Genomic DNA, 18262 nt, shown 5'->3' with positions numbered 1-18262 from the left:
AATTACATAACACCAAGAAGTCTTGGTAAAAATAAAGTTAATTCAGGTACATAAGTAATAAATAGCAGTACGACTATAATTGATGCATAGAATGGCGCTAATGGTTTAATCAGGTTTTCTACTTTCACTTTACCCACACTTGCACCGACGTATAAGCCGCTTCCTACCGGTGGTGTGATGGTGCCAATCGCAAGGTTGTAGACCAGCAAAATACCGAAATGGACAGGGTCAACTCCCAGCTTTTCGACGATTGGGAGCAAAATAGGCGTAAAGATTAAGATGGCTGGGCCAATATCCATAAAGGCACCAACAACCAATAAAAACATGGTAATGATCAACATAATGACGGCAGGGTTGCTGGAAATCCCCAATATCATGTTACTGAGCGCCGTTGGAATCCCCGTCATTGACATCGCAAATGACATCGCGGATGAAGTGGCGAGCAAGAACATGATCACGCCGGTCATCACCACGGTTTGGATCAAAATATTGGGTACGTCTTTCCATTTTAGGGTTTTGTACAGAACCAAGGTCAGGTAAGCGGTATAGACCACCGCGACGGCAGAGGCTTCTATGGCGGTAAAAATACCCTGAACAATCCCGCCTACAATGATAATCACCAACAATAAGCTTGGAATGGCATCCCGTGTGACCTTCCAAGCCATGCCTTTTTGCACCGCAAAGAAGTGGGTGTAGTTGTTACGTTTTGCCACCACATAGGTGACCAACATGCAGCCTATCCCCCATAAGCTGCCGGCGACAAAACCACCTGCAAATAGGGCTGCAATGGATGTACCACCGCTGGCTAAGGCATACAAAATAAACGCTGTTGTCGGTGGTATTAACATACCGGTGGGGGCTGACGCGATGTTCACCGCTGAGGCGAAATTTCGGTTGTAGCCCTCTTTGGCACTCATCGGAATCATCACCCCACCAATGGAAGTGGAGGCGGCAATGGCAGAGCCAGAGACGGCGCCAAACATCATGTTACCGGCGATATTGGTGTATGAGAGCGAACCGGGAATTCGTCCGGTAAAGAGTTTGGCAAAATTGACTAACCGAGTGGCGATACCACCGTTGTTCATTATCACTCCTGAGAGAATAAAAAACGGTACGGCCAGTAAGGCGAAGCTATCTAAACTGGAGAACATCTTTTGCGCAGTGGTAAACATGGCAATATCAGGTGGTAAAACCAACATAATGGTGGCACCTGAAGAGATCACGATGCACAGCCCAATTGGTGTCCCTAACACCAGCAACACTACAAATAACCCAACCAATAGGCTGGACGCCAAAATAGGATCAATCATAACGACCTCCCGCAACATGAGGCTGATGATCTTGGGTTGCCCGCTGTTGGCGAATTTCTTTGATCATATCAACGATGTTCATGAGTGAATAAACAATAGTAATGACGCCGGACAATGGCAGAGCGTAGTAAACTTTGCCCATTGAGATTTGTAGAACTGGCGAAATTTGCATCATGGCGTTGTGCGAGACTCGCCAACCGCCAACAATCAATATGTAGCCAGCAAAAAAGATAAAGACGATTTGAATTAAAATGTTCCAGTAGGTTTTGAGCTGCTTGGGACACTTATCCAAAAATAGCGTTAAGGCGATATGTTCTTTACGTCCAGCCACATAGGCTAATCCGATAACGGAAAGCCATACCAAAGAAAAGCGAAGAAATTCTTCGGAAAACGTGCTTGGCGAATTAAACACATATCGACTAATTACTTGCCAGCAGGCCACCACCACCATAATGGTGGTGATCCCACAGCAAAAACATTCAATGGTTCTGTCTAACCATTTTCTGATGATATCCATAATCACCTCACAGACAGGAGAGTTGCCTCTCCTGTGCGCTTATTGAGTTAATTTGCTGATCTTTTTGTAGAGTTGATATACCGCCGGTTTTTTCTCTAACTGGTCATAGATTGGCTGTACGGCTTGTTTGAAAGGAGCTTGGTCGATGTTATAGAATTTCACGCCAAATTGGGTTTCAGCCAATTTGCGTGTTTTATCCATTTCTTTCTTCCACGCTTCTTTTTCTACGGTTTCTGACTCTTTTATTGAGTCCATCAAGGCTTGATATTCAGCGGGGGCCAATTTACTTTTGGTGAGGTTGCTGATTACGACAATATCGGGAATGCGGGTGTGCATGTCGTAGGAATAATATTTGGCGACTTCACCATGTCGGGCGATAGTCATAGCAAATTCATTATTTTCTGCGCCATCAATAATACCTTGTTGTAGCGAGGTATAGACCTCTGCTTGGCTCATTGCAATAGGCGATGCACCGAGCAATTTCATGGTATTAATTGAGGTTTCGCTCTGCATTACACGAATCTTTTTCCCTTTCAGATCGGCCAATGTTTTTACTGGTCCTTCAGTCATGTAAAAGTTTCGAGCGCCTGAGTCATACCAAGCTACACCAGTAAAACCTTGTGGGGCAGTAGATTGGTAAACCGTCTTCATCACATCATTATTGTCCATGACCTGATAAAAACTTTGTTCACTTGGGAAAAGATAAGGAAGGGCAAATACGCCATAAAGTGGGGAGAAACTTTCCAAAAGGCCTGAGGAGACTTTGGTAATATCGATCGCGCCTACTTGGGCCATTTCTACCAATTCACGTTCGCCACCCAGTTGGCTATCTGGGAAATACTGAATAGTGACTTCGCCATTGGTTTTTTCCGACACCGCTTTACCGATGTATTTTAAAGCCTCTTTTACTGGTTGGCTGTTTTCAGCGTAAGCGAGTTTCAACACCGTTTGTGCTTGTGCGCCTTGGCTAAGTGGTACAAGCAGGGCAGTACAAATAAGCCAAGATAAATAGGTTCGGGACATAAATCCTCCTGTAGAGTAGAGAGTAGTGTCTTGGTCATCGCGGGGCACTTGAGTGCAATTTATTAGAATCCGCTCAGTGACTTGACCTACTTATCATCTCGATTTCTGTCTCTTTCCACCTTTGCGATTTCGCCAATTCAATTTGATGAGCGTCTTGATTTTGCAAAACGAATGCTGTGCTTCACAGAAATGATATTTGCTTTAAAACGGTGAGAAAGAATAACCATGGTTCTTTCAGAAAATTTGTCGCCTATAACACTTGTTATTGGTACTACTTTGAGCGACATTAGGGCTGCGTATTTTCTGCGCGCTATCACATTTGCTACTTTCCACTATAGGTTGTTCCATGAAAAGTCAGACGACGGTCCTGTTTTGTACCAACGGTCTAACCGCCTTAGCTTTTGCGCTGATTCTGCCAGTAATGACGCTCTATTTAGTTAACGGACTGAATGTTGAGCCGGGGTTAATTGGTGTTTATACCGTGATTACTTCAGGTATGACGGTTCTGTTTAGTCAGAAAATTACCGGTTTTATTGATAAGGGCGTTTCGGCCAAATTATTGGTTGTTTTGTCTTTGTGCGGCATTGTCGCGGCGTCGGCCGGCTTTGCTTTATCACGCAATTTTTGGCACGTATTGATTGTCGGGTGTGTGATTATGCCACTGGCGTCTTCTTCAATTCCGGTTATCTTAACGATCATTCGTCGTTATGCTGATTCGACAGGGAAAAGTAGCACCAAACTCAATTCTCAAATGCGCTCCTCTGTTTCGTTACTTTGGGTTGTGGGGCCGCCGATTGCGTTTTTTTCGGTGGATCGCCTCGGCTTTCGCTCCAATTTCTATCTTTCCGCGTTTGTGGCGCTTATGGTGATTTTGTTGGTGTTATGGCAGTTAAAAGAGCCGCAAGCGCCAACACACGATAAAGATGCCGCCAATAAACCGAAAGCCCCTGCTTTACCTAAAGAAGTGTGGTTTCTCGGCGCAATTATGTTGATGGCAAACATGTCTAACAGCATCTACGTTACTTCGATGCCGCTCTTTTTGACACGCGATATGGGGTTATCAACCGCCTATCCAGGCATGCTATTGGGGATGACCGCAGCAGTGGAAATTCCAGTGATGTTGTTAGCCGCAAGTTGGTCGCAAAAGTTTGGTAAGTTACCCATGATGCGTCTTGGCTATGTGTTCGGTATGCTGTTTTACGTAGGGATGTTCTTTACCGATCATTTGGTCATTTGTATTGCATTGCAATTATTGAATGGCTTGTTCTTTGGTATTTTTGTGGGGCTTGGTGTGACGATCATGCAAGATTATGCGCCCAAAACCATTGGTAAAGCCTCGGCGTTTTATACCAACTCGATGCTTGTCGGCACCATGCTCGGAACCAGCGCAATGGGCGTCATTTCTCAGTACTTTGGTTTTAAAGCGCCGTTAGTACTGAGTTTTGTTGTGCTGTTTTTAGCGATGTTAGGGTCGTGGTGGTTTGAGCGCTATACAGAGCGTCGTCCGGCCTTTACTGAACAACACTCCTAACTATTTCTTGCTATTGATTGACTAACAGGTGTTGTCGGATCCAGCGATTGAGCCATTGTGGCCATCCTTGAACCGGCAGCCCCTGAGTTTTTCGTAAACCGAATCCATGTCCTCCTTCCTCAACAATGTGCATTTCAACCGGCACTTGCTGTGCTTTTAATGCTTGCCACATGACAATACTGTTGTTGGCACTCACGGACGGATCATCGCTCGCATGAAGTAAAAAACAGGGTGGCGTGTCAGTCGTCACCATGGTTTCGACGGAAAATTCTGGGTGTAACTCTTGGTCAGCTAAGGTGCCGAGTAATTGTTGCCGAGAACCTAAATGTGTAATGCTTGGGTTCATGCTGATCACAGGATAGAGCAGGGCGGCAAGATCGGGGCGAGCACTGAATTGGTCTATCTCATCTTGCGCTTCATAACAAACCCGGTCTGATTGAGTCGCTAACCAGCCGGCAAGGTGTCCCCCCGCAGAAAACCCCGTAACCACAATATGACGAATACCAAGATTCACCGCTTTGGCGCGAATAATGCGCATGGCTCGCTGAGCATCTGCTAAGGCGGTGAGGCTACCGAGCGGGTGATTGTCTCCGGGCATACGATAATTGAGCACAAAACTGGTATAACCGACTTTTGCCATCGCGTAGGCGGTATCCATACCTTCTTTATCCCAAGCAACGCGCGTGTAGCCGCCACCAGGAAGAATCAACAAAGCAATACCATTGGGTTGTTCTGGGGTCACTTCCGCCATTTCAGGTATCACTACTTGGGTGAGCAGTCGGTCGGGCAGCTCGATATCACCACGTTCAATCACCTGTGGCGTGAGTGCTGTGTGGCTTAAAGGGGATGTCCATAACGCGTGAATTTTAGCGGTTAAGTTCAATTGAGTTAAAGAGTGAAATGGGATACTGACTTCAGACATCCTTGTGCCTCCCTAGTTTTAGTCGTTGCTGCTGTGTCACTTTAATCTTTCCCATAAAAAAAGCCAGCCTTACGGCTGGCTGGGAAACACGAATCATCGGAGGGATCCGTATTTGATTTTAATTACAGTAGTGATTTAACGTATTCTGCGATTTCTGGAACTTGGCAGTTAGTGAAGAAGCACTCTTGGAAACGAGGGCCAGTTACCGCGGTTTTCACCAATTCTTGGTCCATTGCTTTTAGTGTGTCTAGGTAGTTTTCTTTTACTACCGCTTTTTTCACTTCGTTTAGAATACCAGCGTTACGTTTTTGAGGTTCTGCACGTTCTTTTGGATAGCCTTCACCACGTTCACCAGTGAATGCTTTTTCAAAAATGTAACGAACGTTCAGTTCTGCGCCCCAACCAAAGCCTTTTGCAAAAGCAAGAGACAGTGCATTACCGTTGTTGATTTGGTTGAATAGGAAAGCGTCTGATGGATCCAAGCAGTAACCACAAACAACCCCTGGATGGATGTTCAAAGACATCATTGCGCCTTGGCCTGTACCACAACCAGCCACAACAAAATCAACTGCTTTAGAGTTCAATAGCAAGCTTGCCATGATGCCTAGGTGGATATAAGTCAAATGGTGGTCTTGTTCATCACTCATACCTACGTTGTAAACTGCGTGACCTAGTGGTTCTGTTACTGTATTGAGTTCATTTAACACAGTTGCGTTTTTAGCCGCTTGGCTATTTTCCATCATAAGTGCAATTTTCATAACCGTTTTCTCCTGCGGAATGAGCCGCGTTTAAAAGGGATTGACGAGTTAGCGATGTCGTTTTGTAAGTGATGATTGGACTCTATATGGAGTAACCTGCATCAAAGAACATCGCTGGTCGATATCAAATACTATTGAATAAAATCTTTGCGCATTGGGGTAAAGTTATCGAGTAACACCCCTTTTTCTAAGCACACACAACCGTGCATAACGTTAGGTTGTTTGTATAAAACGTCACCGGCATGAACGACTTTTTTCTCATCGCCAATGGTGAATTCAAACGCGCCAGAAAGCACATAGGTTAGCTGCTCGTGTGGGTGATTGTGCATGGCACCAATAGCGCCTTTTTCAAAATGCACTTCTACCGACATGATGTTATCGCTATAGGCAAGAATTTTACGTGATACGCCATCACCTAAGTCGTCGAGTTTAATGTCTTTGTTAAATACAAACATGGTGTTCCTCTATTTGCTCACAATGCTTGGCTTGCCAGAGCACGCTTCTTGTCGCGAAGTATGCGACCAATCGTCAAGCAATTAACTGAAAGTAACGTGGTTTCGAGTAGAGTTCCGCCAATCGAACCCACTAAAATATTATTAATTAGCCAGCACATACCACCCAACATAAAGGCAATACGCATTGGTATACCTTGGAGGGTGAAAATGGCCAGTGTCCCGATAGTAGTGCCTACTACTGGCCATAAATCCCACCAATCATCGGCGATAGACACCCCGAAGGCGATACCGCCGATAACGAAAAGCGCAGCAACCCATTTGGAAGACGTATAAATTGCGCTCGCCGTTCTTAGCGCCGATAGTCCGATACTCAAAGCAGAAACCATCGAGCCGAGTAACAGATAGTGAACCAAATGATTGAGATTAAAAATCAACATAACAATTTTTAAACGACGATCATTTTTCTGGTAAAAGGTGGAAATTCCCAGTGCAAAGCTCACAAAACCAAGAGCTTGTGCAAATTCATATAGGGTCACTATCGGTTCCTTTACTGCCTGTTAGGCTGGTATTAACGCGCTAACCAACCACCATCAACAGCGATGGTATAGCCGTTTACGTAGTCTGAAGCAGACGATGCTAAGAACACACATGGACCCGCCAAATCAGAAGGTAGACCCCAACGGTTGGCTGGAATACGGTCTAGAATTTCTGCGCTACGTTCATTATCAGCACGTAGAGCTGCTGTGTTATTGGTCGCCATGTATCCAGGAGCAATCGCGTTCACATTGATGTTGTGGTTTGCCCATTCGTTGGCCATCAAACGAGTGATGCCCATAACGCCGCTTTTCGCTGCGGTGTAAGAAGGAACGCGGATACCACCTTGGAAAGAGAGCATTGAGGCAATGTTGATGATTTTGCCGCCAGTACCTTGAGCGATGAATTGTTTAGCTACGGCTTGAGACATAAAGAACACAGACTTAACGTTAATGTTCATAACGTCATCCCAATCTTTTTCGCTAAAATCAATAGCGTCATTACGACGAATGATGCCTGCGTTGTTGATCAGAATATCGATATGACCAAATTCAGTCACAGCGCGGTCGATGATAGAAGGTACGTCTTCTAATGAAATCAAGTTGGCGCGAATGTCGAGGAATTTACGACCTGTTGCGGCAATTTTTTCTTTTGTTTCAACTGGTTCGGCAATGTTAACGCCAACGATGTCGCAACCGGCTTGTGCTAAACCTAATGCCATACCTTGACCTAGGCCTGTATCACAGCCAGTCACAATAGCGACTTTGCCTTCAAGATTAAATGCTTCAAGAACCATAGTTTTTATCCTCAATGGTAGCTAACTGTTAAAAAGACAAACGTTGCTCTCGTCGTCTCGTTTTGTTGGACTCATCATGTGACAAAAAAAAACGCTTGGCAAATTTTTTTGAAAAGCTGTTTTATAAATCTTGATTGCGATCTGCTTTTTTTGATTTTGAGTTTGAGCGGTTTCAAAAATATGAAAAGCCTTTTTAAAATTAGTGGTACGTAAATTTTGACTGGCTATAATAGCCAGAGTTAGATAAGGGGATAGAGAATGGAAAAACAAACACAGCCGGAATCCGTATCGTCGGTATTGAAGGTATTCAGTATTTTACAGGCTTTAGGTGAACAAAAAGAGATTGGTGTATCAGAGTTGTCACAACGTTTGATGATGTCTAAAGCCACCACCTACCGCTTTTTACAAACGATGAAAACTTTAGGGTATGTCTCCCAAGAAGGGGAAGCGGATAAATATTCTCTGACCTTAAAGCTGTTTGAACTAGGCTCAAAATCTTTGGAATATGTAGATTTGGTTGGCCTTGCGAATAAAGAGATGCAGTCAATTGCGGATAAAACCAATGAAGCACTGCACTTGGGTGCTTTAGATGGTGACGGTATCATCTATATTCACAAAATAGACTCAGGTTACAACCTACGTATGTATTCACGCATTGGTCGCCGTAACCCACTCTATAGTACTGCTATTGGTAAAGTGCTTTTGGCTGAACGTGATGAAAGTTTTGTGCGCAACGTTTTAGCAGATGTTGAATTTGTTAAGCACACTGAACGCACGCACAGTAACGTAGATGAGTTACTAGAAGAATTGACATTGGTTCGTGAGCAACACTTCGCGGAAGATAATGAAGAACAAGAGCCAGGTCTTCGCTGTATCGCTGCACCTATTTACGATCGTTTCGGCCATATTATTGCCTCTATTTCCATGTCATTCCCGACTATTCGCTTTGAAGAAGCGCGTAAAGGAGAGTATGTAGCCATGTTGCATACGGCTTGTCGTAATGTTTCTGAACATTTAGGTTACACCGAGTATCCGGCGTAACAGAAATGTGAGAAAGAAAGCAGCTTGAGCGCTGCTTTTTTTTGTAATATTGTTTTTATTGAAACGATGTTTTGATTTGGAGAGTGTCTTGGGATCCTCGTTAACCCCTAATATCTATGATTTTTTAATTCGCTTGGACCCATTCGATAAGTTGCCACAAGAGATGGTACTCACGTTATCTGGGCAAGTGAAGGTTCGCTATTTGGCTAAGGGAGAGCAGATTGAATTTAGCTCGCTGTGTCATGATAAATATTTGTACATTATTCGAACTGGAGCAATTGAGCAGCGCCGTCGTGATGGGCAGCTTCGTGCTCGCTTGGGCGAGGAAGATCAGTTTGGTTTCACTTTCTTAGAGCCGCTTAAAGATTCAGAAGATGGCTACCAAGCAGAAGCCATTGAAGATGCGTTGCTGTATCTTATTCCCCATGAACAAGTATTAAACATATGCGAATGCCATCCTGAGTTTGCTGACTATTTTGCATCGCAAGCGAAACGCCGCTTAACCTCCGCGGTGGATTACGCTTGTCGTGAAGAAGAGAAGGGCCTGTTTTACCGTCGAGTTGAAGAGGTCGCCAGCGAAAATATCACCATAGTGGAGCCTGAAACCTCCATTAGAGTGGTGGCAGAACTCATGTGTGGTAATGATAAACGTAGTCATAGTTCTTGCGCTGCCGTGATGGATCAAGGGGAATTAGTTGGGATCGTCACCGATCGAGACATGACACGTTCCGTGGTTGCGAAAGGTGTGGATACCGCATCACCAATTAAGTTGGTCATGACACTCAATCCACAATTGATTCATGCCGATGATAAAGTCATTCAAGCCATTTCAGTGATGTTGCAATACAACATCCGCTGTTTACCTGTTGTCAAAGGCAAAGAGGTGGTTGGTTTACTGACCACATCGCATCTCGTGCACAACCACAAGACTCAAGCACTGTTTTTAATTGAAAAAATCAAATACGCCAGCACGGTGGAAGCGCTCGCTGCGTTAAAAGAAGAACGGCTGACTATTTTCCAATCTTTAGTGGAAAGCGGTATTAGTGCCGAAATTCAAGGCCGCGTGATGTCGATGATCATGGATGCCTTTACTCGTCGGCTATTACAAATAACTGAAGAGTTGTTGGGGCCTGCGCCTTGCGATTACGCGTGGGTGGTAGCCGGTTCACATGCGCGAAACGAAGTGCATGTGTTGTCGGACCAAGACAGTGCAATCGTGCTATCCGATGAGATGAAACCCGAATATGAACTTTACTTCCGCCATCTTGCCATGCGTGTGTGCAATGGCTTGGAAGCCTGCGGGTATCCCTTGTGTGATGGTAAATACATGGCAGCTTCTCCAAAATGGTGTCAACCGCTCAGTGTATGGAAAGAGTACTATCGTAAATGGGTATCCAGTCCTGAATACAATAAGCTTTTGAGTATCAGTGTGTTTTTGGAAACTCGTGGTATTTATGGTAACACCGAGCTGGTGGAACAATTACAGAATCATCTTCATCAATGCTTGCAAAAGAGCAATCAATTTTTACCTGCCTTGGTTAAAGATGCCATTGATACGCAGCCACCTTTAGGAATTTTCAATAATCTGGTGTTGGAAAAAGGTGGGGATAACAGCAAAACACTGAACATAAAAAAATACGCTCTTAATTTGATCATTGATTTGGCGCGCATTTTTTCTCTCTCGGCGGGCGGCTCGATGACCGGAACCGAGGAACGTTTTGAATACGCAGCGGCGCATGGTGCTATGTCGGAAGACAGCTGTCAGAACATTATTGGGTCGTACAAATTCATTACCCAAGTGCGTTTTCAGCACCAACTCCAAGCGTTAAAAGAAGGGCGCATTCCTGATAATCATATCGCCCCCGATAGTTTTAGTAGCTTTGAACGTAAGCATCTTAAAGACGCATTTAAAATCATCAGTGAATTACAAGATGTCGCCAAATTGCGCTTCTTGAAGGGGTAGCTATGTTACAAGCAATCAAACGCCATTTTAGTCCTATTCACCGAATTTACCAATACCATGAGTTGGCTGCACAAAGAGTCGATTGGCCAGATGGGCTAGCTCACTTTTTTGCTACGCCGTTACCCGATGTGAAAGAGTTTATCGGTGAATTGTCGCTGTTGGCGTTTGATTTTGAAACCTCAGGTGTGGACGCGCAACACGATCAGATTTTGAGTATCGGTTGGGTGCCTTTGGCTCAGCAAACCATTGATATTGGGGCCAGTGAAGAGCTGTTTGTGCGTCACACTGAATACGTTAATGCGCGTTCGGCTGAGATTCATCAATTGACGCCTCATGCGTTAGCCAATGGCATCGAACTTGACCAAGCGATGGATCAACTCTTTGCTCAACTCGCGGGCAAAGTGGCCTTGGTGCATGGCGCTTCCATCGAAAAAGCGTTTATTGATCACTACATGCAAACGCGTTTTGGCTTTGAGTGCCTGCCTTGCTTGTGGGTGGATACCTTAATGATTGAGAAAGAGCTCACTTTTTCTGGGAAAACTCATGCTCATGCCAGTTTTCAACTCAGTGATTTGCGGGCAGATTATCGTTTGCCAAATTATACAGCTCACTCAGCAGGCATCGACGCGCTATCCACTGCAGAGTTACTGATCGCTCAGCTTAAAACCATTTTTAAAGGCCATTCTCCGCGCTTAGAAAAATTAATTTGCCGCTAATGATCATGAATTCGTTAAGTAAACCTAGTGTTGATAAATAACACTTTGATTTTATTGTTCTAATTTAATCAATTTTTTCGATTAGTCATTTTTGTCAAAAGGATTATTGTTTTGAGTTGTGGGGAGGCTTAACTCTCGCTATAAACCGACTTTTCGTCGTTTTGGAGTGTGAAGTATGTCGTTAGATAAACTGATGACTGCTATTGCTGAACAGGGTTGGTACGTTTGGGATGATTTCCTAACGGCGCAGCAAGTTCGTGAGTTACGTGAGACTATTCCTGCCGATTGGCACAAAGCCAAAATCGGCCGTAGTGATGATGCTCATCGTGATGTCGAACGTCGTAGTGACAAAATTCAGTGGTTAAAGGCAGATATGGGATTGCCAGTGATGGACTATCTCGAACGAATGGAACAAATTCGTCTGCATGTGAACCGTGAGTTTTTCTTAGGCCTGTTTGAATATGAGGCGCATTTTGCTAAGTATGAAGCGGGAGATTTCTATGAGAAGCATTACGACTCTTTCCAAGGTAATACCAACCGTCGGCTGACAACCGTTTTCTATCTCAATGAAAACTGGACGGCAGAAAATGGCGGCGAGCTTAACCTTTATGATCATCAAGACCGATTAATCGACACTCTTGCTCCTCAAGCAGGACGATTAATCGTGTTTCTCTCTGAGGACTTTCCTCATGAAGTGTGTGTCAGTCATGCGCAGCGCTACAGTATTGCTGGTTGGTTCCGGATTAATGGTGTGACTGAAGACCGTTTAGATATCGCTCGTTAACTAACAACAAATCAGTGGTTTGCCTATGAGCGAATACTTTCTTGCTGAAACAGCATCTTGAGATTAGTTGGGTAGATAACGCGCCTTTTTGTGAAGGCGCGTTTTTTATTGTCGTTTTTAAGCGGCAAATATAAGGATGTTGGCAACGTTAGTTGGTTTTCATTCGGGCTAGGAAGTCGTTTTGTAACATGTACATACGTATCACGTCTTGGTAGCGACCATTAATGAAGAACTCCTGAACGAGGTGACCTTCTTCAATAAAGCCACATTTCTCGTAAAGGTGCACTGCCTTTTCATTTTCCACCGCCACATGCAAATAGATTTTGTGCAGGTTTAAAATGGTAAAGGAATAGTCGAGAGCTTTGTTAATCAGTGTTGTGGCGTAGCCCTTCCCTTGGTAGTCTGGTGCGATAATAATTTGGAACTCAGCACTCCGGTGAATGTAGTTAATTTCAATGAGTTCGACTAAGCCAACCAGCTCTTTGTTTCCGTTCTCTACCACAAAGCGGCGTTCTGCATTGTCATGAATGTGCTTATTATAAAGCTCTTCCAATTCATCAAATGATTCGTATGGCTCTTCAAACCAATAAGCCATAATGTTGCGGTTGTTATTTAAGTCGTGGATAAAGCGTAAGTCACCACGTTCTAAAGCACGTAAACTCAGAGTTGTACTCATAGGCAATTCTCAATTATTCCTTATCAAAACTGTCGACCACAATGGCACCCATTGAGGCAGGCATCGTAATTACGATAATACGTTTTAATGCTACGATAGGGTCGCTTAACACTGGTAACTTATCTAAAGATAGTAGCACTAGAGCAACCACTACAGCAGCGATGGTGTAGGCGATCACTACCCGAAAAAAGAACACAGGATAACGATGACGAATGTTGGATTGGAAAACGCTTTGATACGCGAATGCACTTAAAAAAAGAAATGATAGGAGCATTAGAAGCAGTAAGTTCGCTAAAGGCAAAGTGTTACCTAATTGCCACGCTTCTTGAGAAAATGACACAGGAACCGCAAGAGCAAATGCCCCAACACAGACTTGGATGGCATCTTCACTATTAAAGCTAAACCGCATCGCTTTATCCTAACCAAACAATGAATAACTGCTACTTTACCTCAAGCGACGACCGATTTACGAGAGTCGAATGTCAAAAGAGTGTGCGTAAATATTGCAGCAATACTACAGTGCTCTCTTCGTATAAGGCGACCTTACGAAAGAGATCGGCAAAGTGGGCATCGCCGCCGAAGCAAGTGCGAATGTAATGATTAATTTGTGAAGGTTCGTATCCTTCCACATAAAGTGCTCTAACCCATTGATATTCAATGGCCTTTAGATCGGCAATGCTCGATTGTGCTAGAGTAACTTTTAACGTTGTTGTCATTCTTGGTTACGGTGTCTCTATATAGGTCATTGAATTAGAGCAAAAAGTTATTAAATTTAGATGACACTTTTTTAAAGACACCGCCCCCTCTATTTCAATTTATAGACTAGCCGATTCTTGATCAAAAAAACAAAAGGCAAATCAGTCTCGCTTTTTCACGTGAGCTTCCATCTCTTCACCAATCTCTTTACGCATATTCATTAAACGAATCGCTGATTCGCGAAGGAAAATATCATTGGGAGTGACGGGGTTCCATTGGGGCACGGGTGTTGGTTTGCCGTTTTCATCGACAGCCACCATGATCACGATACAGTGGGTGGTAAGCTGTTGATTGATGTCTTTGGGATCGCTGGCCTGTACGTCGATACCTATGTGCATTGAGGTGTTGCCGGTATAAATAATTTTTGCATTCACCTCCACGAGACTACCTACTAAAATAGGGGCCACAAAGCGAATGCCGCCGGCATAGGCGGTAATACAGTATTTTTTACTCCAGCCAGCGGCACAGGCGTAGGCTGCGAGGTCAATCCATTTCATGACGGCACCGCCATGAACTTTCCCACCAAAATTAACATCACTGGGCTCGGCCAAAAAACGCAGTGTCATTTCTCGACTTCCATGTTGCATCGCTATTCCCCTGAACTAACACGTTATTTTCAGTATATATGCAAATAAGACATAAGGTGTAGATTAGGGAGTTACACCACCAACAAATTCACTTCATGTTCGCGGGCAAACAACTCGATCTCTTTGGGTGGTTGTTTGTCGGTAATAATCAGGTCAATGTCGGCGAGTGTGCCCAGCTTTACCATGGCGTTGCGACCAAATTTACTGTGGTCGACGCCAAGGAAAACACTGCGGCTGTTTTCGATGATGGCACGCTTAACGCGCACCTCGTGGTAGTCAAAATCGAGCAGTGAGCCATCGAAATCAATACCACTTATCCCTAAGATGCCAAAGTCGAGGCGAAATTGAGAGATAAAATCGAGCGTGGCTTCACCAGTGACTCCGCCATCTTTATTACGCACTTCACCGCCAGCCAAAATGATACTGAAATCTGGCTTACTCATCAGCAGAGTTGCCACGTTTAAGTTGTTGGTGACAATACGTAAATTGTGGTGACGAGCCATTAAGGCGCGCGCAATTGCTTCTGGCGTGGTACCGATATCGATAAACAAAGTCGCCCCGTCGGGGATATGTTCCACTAGGGCATTTGCGATTTTGTGTTTTTCTTCTGGTAGCAGAACCTGACGGGTGTGATATGACGAGTTTTCAGAACTGGTCGCAATGGTGGCGCCGCCGTGATTTCGGCGAATTTTATTCGCGTCAGCCAGTTCATTGAGATCACGGCGGATAGTTTGTGGACTTACCTGAAATTTCTCGACTAGCTCTTCTGTACTGACAAAACCTTGAGCTTGAACGAGTTCAATGATCTCTTGGTGACGTTTAATTGCTTTCACGGCGCTTTCCTTAACTTGAAACCGATACAAGTGTACGGCTTAGCGCTTGAAATTCAAACTGTTCTTGCTGAATTCGCGAGTCGGGTGTGTGTTATAGTGTATGGAACAGCTTGTCATATTCCCTTACTCATCGCCGTTTAGGCGTGGGAGATAGGTTGTACAGCGATAGCGCCACGGCGTTTTACTTTTATTTGTGATAAAGCAACACCAGTTATTACCATAAATCCACCAATAGCGTGAAATAGGTGAACAGTTTCACCAAGCATAATTGCAGCGAGCGCCACCGCAACCACTGGCAGTAAGTTCATAAACATAGCCGTAGAATCTGCGCCCAACACATCAATCGCCTTGACCCACATCCAAGGGGCGATGACCGAGGCCGCGATGCCTGCGTAAGCAATTAATGGTATCGCTTGTGCAGAAGGAAGTAGATCGTGGCTGCATAGCCACAATGGTGCCAGCATGACCAACGCACAAAGTCCTTGAAGATAGATAAGTGTCCAATTACCAAATGGCATTTTCCATTTTTTCAGTAGCACACAGTAAAATGCATAAACTAAGGAGGCTATGAGCATCATGGCATCACCTTGTGCTAATTTTTGACGTAGAAAGAACAGCATATCTCCTTTCCCCAGCATGTAAGCTAAGCCAACCAGAGATATACTCGCACCTACAATGCTCAATGCCGAGATCCGCTTTTTAAGTAAAGGGACACTGGCGAATACGCTAAAAAGCGGAACCAAGGAAGAAATGAGAGCCATATTTGATACGCTGGTGGTTAAACCTGCGTAATACCCGAGTGATTGGTTTAGCGCCATACCAAGTAAAGCCAATAGAGCTAAGTGTGGTAAGTGTTTCTTGACCTCCTGCCACTGACGAATGACATGAGGTAAACAGCACGGTGTGAGAATGACAACGGCTAATGCCCAGCGATAAAAACTCATGGCTCCAGGCTCGATAGTCGTCGAGGCCATTTTGTTAACGATAGCGTTACCGCTCCAAATAAGGACGGTGAATAATGGGAGCAGATAAATCATGAGTCAGCCAAAAAGGGAAGATGAGATAGCGCAAAGTTTGACAGGTCTTTATAATACTATGTATCTCTAAAAAGACATTGCGAGCGATAGGAAGACAAAAGGTGAAAAAAAATTTACGTCATGTACATCCGTCTTTATCAATTGAGCAGCCACCATCAGATGTATTTATGAATTTCGAAGCCTTCTTGTCTAATACCGAGACTCGAGTTCATAGTCATCCTTGGGGACAGGTGCAATTGATTTCTGGCGGTATATTAGAGATGGAAGCAGAAGAGACACGCTTTCTCGCGCCTCCGCATTTGGCTATTTGGGTTCCTGCCGGTGTACGACATAAAAGCTACAACCGTAAGCCTCTGGCTTATTGCTCCATTAACATTGCCACAGAGATGACCAAGGCATTTCCTAGTACCACGAGTCTTATCAAAGTGACCGCGATTGCTTCTGCCATTGTGGATGACTTTCGTCAGCGCCAAATCTCTATCGCAAAAGAGCGCCCAGATGTTCGGTTAGTGCAGGTGCTGCTGGATCAATTAGCCACTCAGGAAACGGAGCACCATTTTTTACCTTCCAGTCATCATAAATATCTCGCCCCTATTTTGGCAGAAGTGGAAGAAAACCCTACCGACAGTACGTCACTGGCACAATGGGCCGAGCAGGTGCATACCACAGAGCGAACGTTGGCACGCTGTTGTCAGACAGAGTTGGGAATGAGCTTCACCGAATGGCGCTTGCGGGTGCGTTATCTTTATTCGATGGATTTATTGCGCAGCGGTCATTCGGTAAAAGAGGTGGCACTAACGTTGGGGTACAACCAAGCCAGCCCCTTTATTGCCATGTTCAAAAAATACTCCGGCCAAACGCCGGAGCAATATAAGAACCGCTTGTTATAACTGAGTCAGTACGTAGTCAAGAGCGCCTTTTACTGCTGCCACTTGCGCGTCGTTACACTCTTGGTCGGTTACTTTGTCACTGTCGGGGTAGACCTCTGTCGTTGAGCCATATTGGCAAGAGGTGATACCGCCGCAAAGACCAAGTTTTTTCATGTCGTACAAGATAACGCCATCAGCGACCACTGGCGAACCGATGATTTGGTTGTTTTCATCAGCGGGAGCGATATGAGTCACCTTACGCACCGATTCAATAATCGCCTTTTGAAACTCGATCTGCGGGTTTTGTTCATCACCAACTGTGTAAAAACCATCAGGGATGGTGCCCGGAGCATAATCAATGCCATCACGAGCTGCCAATGCTGGGCGAAACTCAGTCTCGTCGGTATCGGTCGTTTCATGTAAGTCGATATGCACCAGAGCGGGTTGAGGCAGTTGGGCGACCAAATTCATCAATGCTGCCGATTCTTCTGCTTTGCTGTTTGCAACGAAGTTACGGTTTGGATCGAGCGCATTTGGATTCCAACGATTGATGGTTTCGTACCCCCAAGGGCTCACGCAAGGTGCTGCGACAATGTTGAAGTTCGCTTCATAGTGTTTGGCTTCAGTTGCTAGAAATTGCAGCGCACCGTGCACACCACTGGTTTCGTAACCATGTACGCCACCGGTGATTAATACAGTGGGTTTGCTTGCATCCCAAAGACGTGTTTTTAAACAAAACAGAGGGTAACGATTGGCATCATAAGAGAGCGCACCATATTGAGATAATTCGAAATGCTCAGCTAGCGCTTGAATTTTAGGGACAACTTCCACTTGATATTCGCGTTGGATGCGAGTTTGTGCGCGCCATTGCTGACGCTCATTATCACCCCAAGGAACCCCAGGCTGACCGATAGAACAGTGTGATTGAGTAGGCATATTTGTTCCAATGTAAGAAACGATCTTCCAAGAGTAATGAGAGCCGGCTTCAAGTGCAATCATCGTTTAGGTGAGAATGCGGTGAAATTTTTACGCAGTAACTGACTTCACTTGTGAGTTAATGATAAATTAAGCCAACTTGAAGGGAGGCAGGCTTTAGGCGCTTGCCTTTTTTTAAGAACACAATCCAATATAAACAACGATAATGAGATTTCAGT

General features: G+C 44.7%; 21 protein-coding genes. 6 read left to right on the top strand and 15 right to left on the bottom strand.

The features are described from left to right. Positions 1-2 precede the first annotated feature (2 nt). Genes JCM16456_RS22260 through JCM16456_RS22250 form a run of 3 tightly spaced genes read right to left on the bottom strand, consistent with a single transcriptional unit; the run spans position 3 to position 2850 of the window. Positions 3-1310, bottom strand: coding sequence for a TRAP transporter large permease (locus JCM16456_RS22260; protein ID WP_068718612.1), 1308 nt, complete (start codon positions 1308-1310; stop codon positions 3-5). Then, positions 1303-1827, bottom strand: coding sequence for a TRAP transporter small permease (locus tag JCM16456_RS22255; protein WP_068718610.1), 525 nt, complete (start codon positions 1825-1827; stop codon positions 1303-1305). Before JCM16456_RS22255 ends, JCM16456_RS22260 begins: the two co-directional genes overlap by 8 nt. A 39-nt stretch (positions 1828-1866) precedes the next feature. Beyond that, the gene (locus JCM16456_RS22250) at positions 1867-2850 is read right to left on the bottom strand and encodes a TRAP transporter substrate-binding protein (protein ID WP_068718608.1); all 984 of its coding nucleotides are present in this window, start codon (positions 2848-2850) and stop codon (positions 1867-1869) included. A gap of 346 nt (positions 2851-3196) precedes the next feature. On the opposite strand from JCM16456_RS22250, the gene JCM16456_RS22245 reads away from it, so the two are divergent. Beyond that, entirely contained in the window at positions 3197-4381 is a 1185-nt protein-coding gene (locus JCM16456_RS22245) for a sugar efflux transporter (RefSeq protein ID WP_068718606.1), read from the top strand. A gap of 10 nt (positions 4382-4391) precedes the next feature. Here JCM16456_RS22245 and JCM16456_RS22240 read toward each other — a convergent pair whose 3' ends face one another. The 5 genes from JCM16456_RS22240 to kduD all read right to left on the bottom strand — a co-directional run bounded on the left by JCM16456_RS22240 (position 4392) and on the right by kduD (position 7846). Continuing rightward, complete coding sequence (locus tag JCM16456_RS22240) at positions 4392-5303, bottom strand: alpha/beta hydrolase (RefSeq protein WP_068718604.1); 912 nt, start codon at positions 5301-5303, stop codon at positions 4392-4394. 122 nt (positions 5304-5425) lie between these two features. Beyond that, positions 5426-6061, bottom strand: coding sequence for an RpiB/LacA/LacB family sugar-phosphate isomerase (locus JCM16456_RS22235; RefSeq protein WP_068718602.1), 636 nt, complete (start codon positions 6059-6061; stop codon positions 5426-5428). 131 nt (positions 6062-6192) lie between these two features. Further along, positions 6193-6516, bottom strand: coding sequence for a cupin domain-containing protein (locus JCM16456_RS22230; RefSeq protein ID WP_068718600.1), 324 nt, complete (start codon positions 6514-6516; stop codon positions 6193-6195). 17 nt (positions 6517-6533) lie between these two features. Next, the gene (locus JCM16456_RS22225) at positions 6534-7055 is read right to left on the bottom strand and encodes a YgjV family protein (RefSeq protein WP_068718598.1); all 522 of its coding nucleotides are present in this window, start codon (positions 7053-7055) and stop codon (positions 6534-6536) included. Positions 7056-7084: 29 nt separating this feature from the next. Then, entirely contained in the window at positions 7085-7846 is a 762-nt protein-coding gene (gene kduD / locus JCM16456_RS22220; protein ID WP_068718596.1) for a 2-dehydro-3-deoxy-D-gluconate 5-dehydrogenase KduD, read from the bottom strand. Between the two features lie 258 nt (positions 7847-8104). Here kduD and kdgR point away from each other — a divergent pair, with 258 nt between their 5' ends. The 4 genes from kdgR to JCM16456_RS22200 all read left to right on the top strand — a co-directional run bounded on the left by kdgR (position 8105) and on the right by JCM16456_RS22200 (position 12350). After that, the gene (kdgR, locus tag JCM16456_RS22215; RefSeq protein ID WP_068718594.1) at positions 8105-8887 is read left to right on the top strand and encodes a DNA-binding transcriptional regulator KdgR; all 783 of its coding nucleotides are present in this window, start codon (positions 8105-8107) and stop codon (positions 8885-8887) included. A gap of 88 nt (positions 8888-8975) precedes the next feature. Continuing rightward, positions 8976-10850, top strand: a complete 1875-nt coding sequence (locus tag JCM16456_RS22210) for a DUF294 nucleotidyltransferase-like domain-containing protein (RefSeq protein ID WP_068718591.1) — start codon at positions 8976-8978, stop codon at positions 10848-10850. A gap of 2 nt (positions 10851-10852) precedes the next feature. After that, positions 10853-11566, top strand: coding sequence for an exonuclease domain-containing protein (locus tag JCM16456_RS22205; protein WP_068718589.1), 714 nt, complete (start codon positions 10853-10855; stop codon positions 11564-11566). Positions 11567-11741: 175 nt separating this feature from the next. Then, entirely contained in the window at positions 11742-12350 is a 609-nt protein-coding gene (locus JCM16456_RS22200) for a 2OG-Fe(II) oxygenase (protein ID WP_068718587.1), read from the top strand. A 148-nt stretch (positions 12351-12498) separates the two neighbouring features. Here the strand turns inward: JCM16456_RS22200 and speG are convergent, their stop codons facing one another. The 6 genes from speG to JCM16456_RS22170 form a co-directional block, all read right to left on the bottom strand. Continuing rightward, the gene (gene speG, locus JCM16456_RS22195) at positions 12499-13026 is read right to left on the bottom strand and encodes a spermidine N1-acetyltransferase (RefSeq protein WP_068718585.1); all 528 of its coding nucleotides are present in this window, start codon (positions 13024-13026) and stop codon (positions 12499-12501) included. A 13-nt stretch (positions 13027-13039) separates the two neighbouring features. Beyond that, positions 13040-13435, bottom strand: coding sequence for a DUF2391 family protein (locus JCM16456_RS22190; RefSeq protein WP_068718583.1), 396 nt, complete (start codon positions 13433-13435; stop codon positions 13040-13042). Positions 13436-13508: 73 nt separating this feature from the next. Continuing rightward, positions 13509-13742: a hypothetical protein gene (locus tag JCM16456_RS22185; protein WP_068718581.1), complete on the bottom strand. Its 234-nt coding sequence runs from the start codon at positions 13740-13742 to the stop codon at positions 13509-13511. A 141-nt stretch (positions 13743-13883) separates the two neighbouring features. Beyond that, a complete protein-coding gene (locus JCM16456_RS22180; protein WP_068718579.1) occupies positions 13884-14369 on the bottom strand; it encodes an acyl-CoA thioesterase in 486 nt (161 codons plus the stop codon). A 71-nt stretch (positions 14370-14440) separates the two neighbouring features. Beyond that, a complete protein-coding gene (locus JCM16456_RS22175; protein ID WP_068718577.1) occupies positions 14441-15202 on the bottom strand; it encodes a DeoR/GlpR family transcriptional regulator in 762 nt (253 codons plus the stop codon). 137 nt (positions 15203-15339) lie between these two features. Beyond that, positions 15340-16239 carry a DMT family transporter gene (locus JCM16456_RS22170; protein WP_068718576.1) on the bottom strand — a complete coding sequence of 300 codons (900 nt, stop codon included), beginning with the start codon at positions 16237-16239 and terminating at the stop codon, positions 15340-15342. A gap of 101 nt (positions 16240-16340) precedes the next feature. On the opposite strand from JCM16456_RS22170, the gene JCM16456_RS22165 reads away from it, so the two are divergent. After that, positions 16341-17129 carry an AraC family transcriptional regulator gene (locus JCM16456_RS22165; RefSeq protein WP_068718574.1) on the top strand — a complete coding sequence of 263 codons (789 nt, stop codon included), beginning with the start codon at positions 16341-16343 and terminating at the stop codon, positions 17127-17129. On the opposite strand, the gene JCM16456_RS22160 is transcribed toward JCM16456_RS22165, so the two are convergent. Continuing rightward, positions 17124-18044 (bottom strand): M14 family metallopeptidase, encoded by a 921-nt coding sequence (locus JCM16456_RS22160; protein ID WP_068718572.1) that lies wholly within the window; start codon positions 18042-18044, stop codon positions 17124-17126. The genes JCM16456_RS22165 and JCM16456_RS22160 overlap by 6 nt on opposite strands. Positions 18045-18262 lie beyond the last annotated feature (218 nt).

Origin of the sequence: Vibrio tritonius, assembly GCF_001547935.1 — a bacterium.
Lineage (GTDB): Bacteria > Pseudomonadota > Gammaproteobacteria > Enterobacterales > Vibrionaceae > Vibrio > Vibrio tritonius.
The sequence above is the reverse complement of the archived record's forward strand: the minus strand, read 5'-3'. Positions and strand labels throughout refer to the sequence as shown.

Excerpts from the sequence above, each read along its gene's own strand:
- JCM16456_RS22260 (WP_068718612.1), bottom strand. The coding sequence starts at position 1,310 with ATGATTGATCCTATTTTGGCGTCCAGCCTATTGGTTGGGTTATTTGTA.
- JCM16456_RS22255 (WP_068718610.1), bottom strand. The coding sequence starts at position 1,827 with ATGGATATCATCAGAAAATGGTTAGACAGAACCATTGAATGTTTTTGC.
- JCM16456_RS22250 (WP_068718608.1), bottom strand. The coding sequence starts at position 2,850 with ATGTCCCGAACCTATTTATCTTGGCTTATTTGTACTGCCCTGCTTGTA.
- JCM16456_RS22245 (WP_068718606.1), top strand. The coding sequence starts at position 3,197 with ATGAAAAGTCAGACGACGGTCCTGTTTTGTACCAACGGTCTAACCGCC.
- JCM16456_RS22240 (WP_068718604.1), bottom strand. The coding sequence starts at position 5,303 with ATGTCTGAAGTCAGTATCCCATTTCACTCTTTAACTCAATTGAACTTA.
- JCM16456_RS22235 (WP_068718602.1), bottom strand. The coding sequence starts at position 6,061 with ATGAAAATTGCACTTATGATGGAAAATAGCCAAGCGGCTAAAAACGCA.
- JCM16456_RS22230 (WP_068718600.1), bottom strand. The coding sequence starts at position 6,516 with ATGTTTGTATTTAACAAAGACATTAAACTCGACGACTTAGGTGATGGC.
- kduD (WP_068718596.1), bottom strand. The coding sequence starts at position 7,846 with ATGGTTCTTGAAGCATTTAATCTTGAAGGCAAAGTCGCTATTGTGACT.
- kdgR (WP_068718594.1), top strand. The coding sequence starts at position 8,105 with ATGGAAAAACAAACACAGCCGGAATCCGTATCGTCGGTATTGAAGGTA.
- JCM16456_RS22205 (WP_068718589.1), top strand. The coding sequence starts at position 10,853 with ATGTTACAAGCAATCAAACGCCATTTTAGTCCTATTCACCGAATTTAC.
- JCM16456_RS22200 (WP_068718587.1), top strand. The coding sequence starts at position 11,742 with ATGTCGTTAGATAAACTGATGACTGCTATTGCTGAACAGGGTTGGTAC.
- speG (WP_068718585.1), bottom strand. The coding sequence starts at position 13,026 with ATGAGTACAACTCTGAGTTTACGTGCTTTAGAACGTGGTGACTTACGC.
- JCM16456_RS22190 (WP_068718583.1), bottom strand. The coding sequence starts at position 13,435 with ATGCGGTTTAGCTTTAATAGTGAAGATGCCATCCAAGTCTGTGTTGGG.
- JCM16456_RS22185 (WP_068718581.1), bottom strand. The coding sequence starts at position 13,742 with ATGACAACAACGTTAAAAGTTACTCTAGCACAATCGAGCATTGCCGAT.
- JCM16456_RS22180 (WP_068718579.1), bottom strand. The coding sequence starts at position 14,369 with ATGCAACATGGAAGTCGAGAAATGACACTGCGTTTTTTGGCCGAGCCC.
- JCM16456_RS22170 (WP_068718576.1), bottom strand. The coding sequence starts at position 16,239 with ATGATTTATCTGCTCCCATTATTCACCGTCCTTATTTGGAGCGGTAAC.
- JCM16456_RS22160 (WP_068718572.1), bottom strand. The coding sequence starts at position 18,044 with ATGCCTACTCAATCACACTGTTCTATCGGTCAGCCTGGGGTTCCTTGG.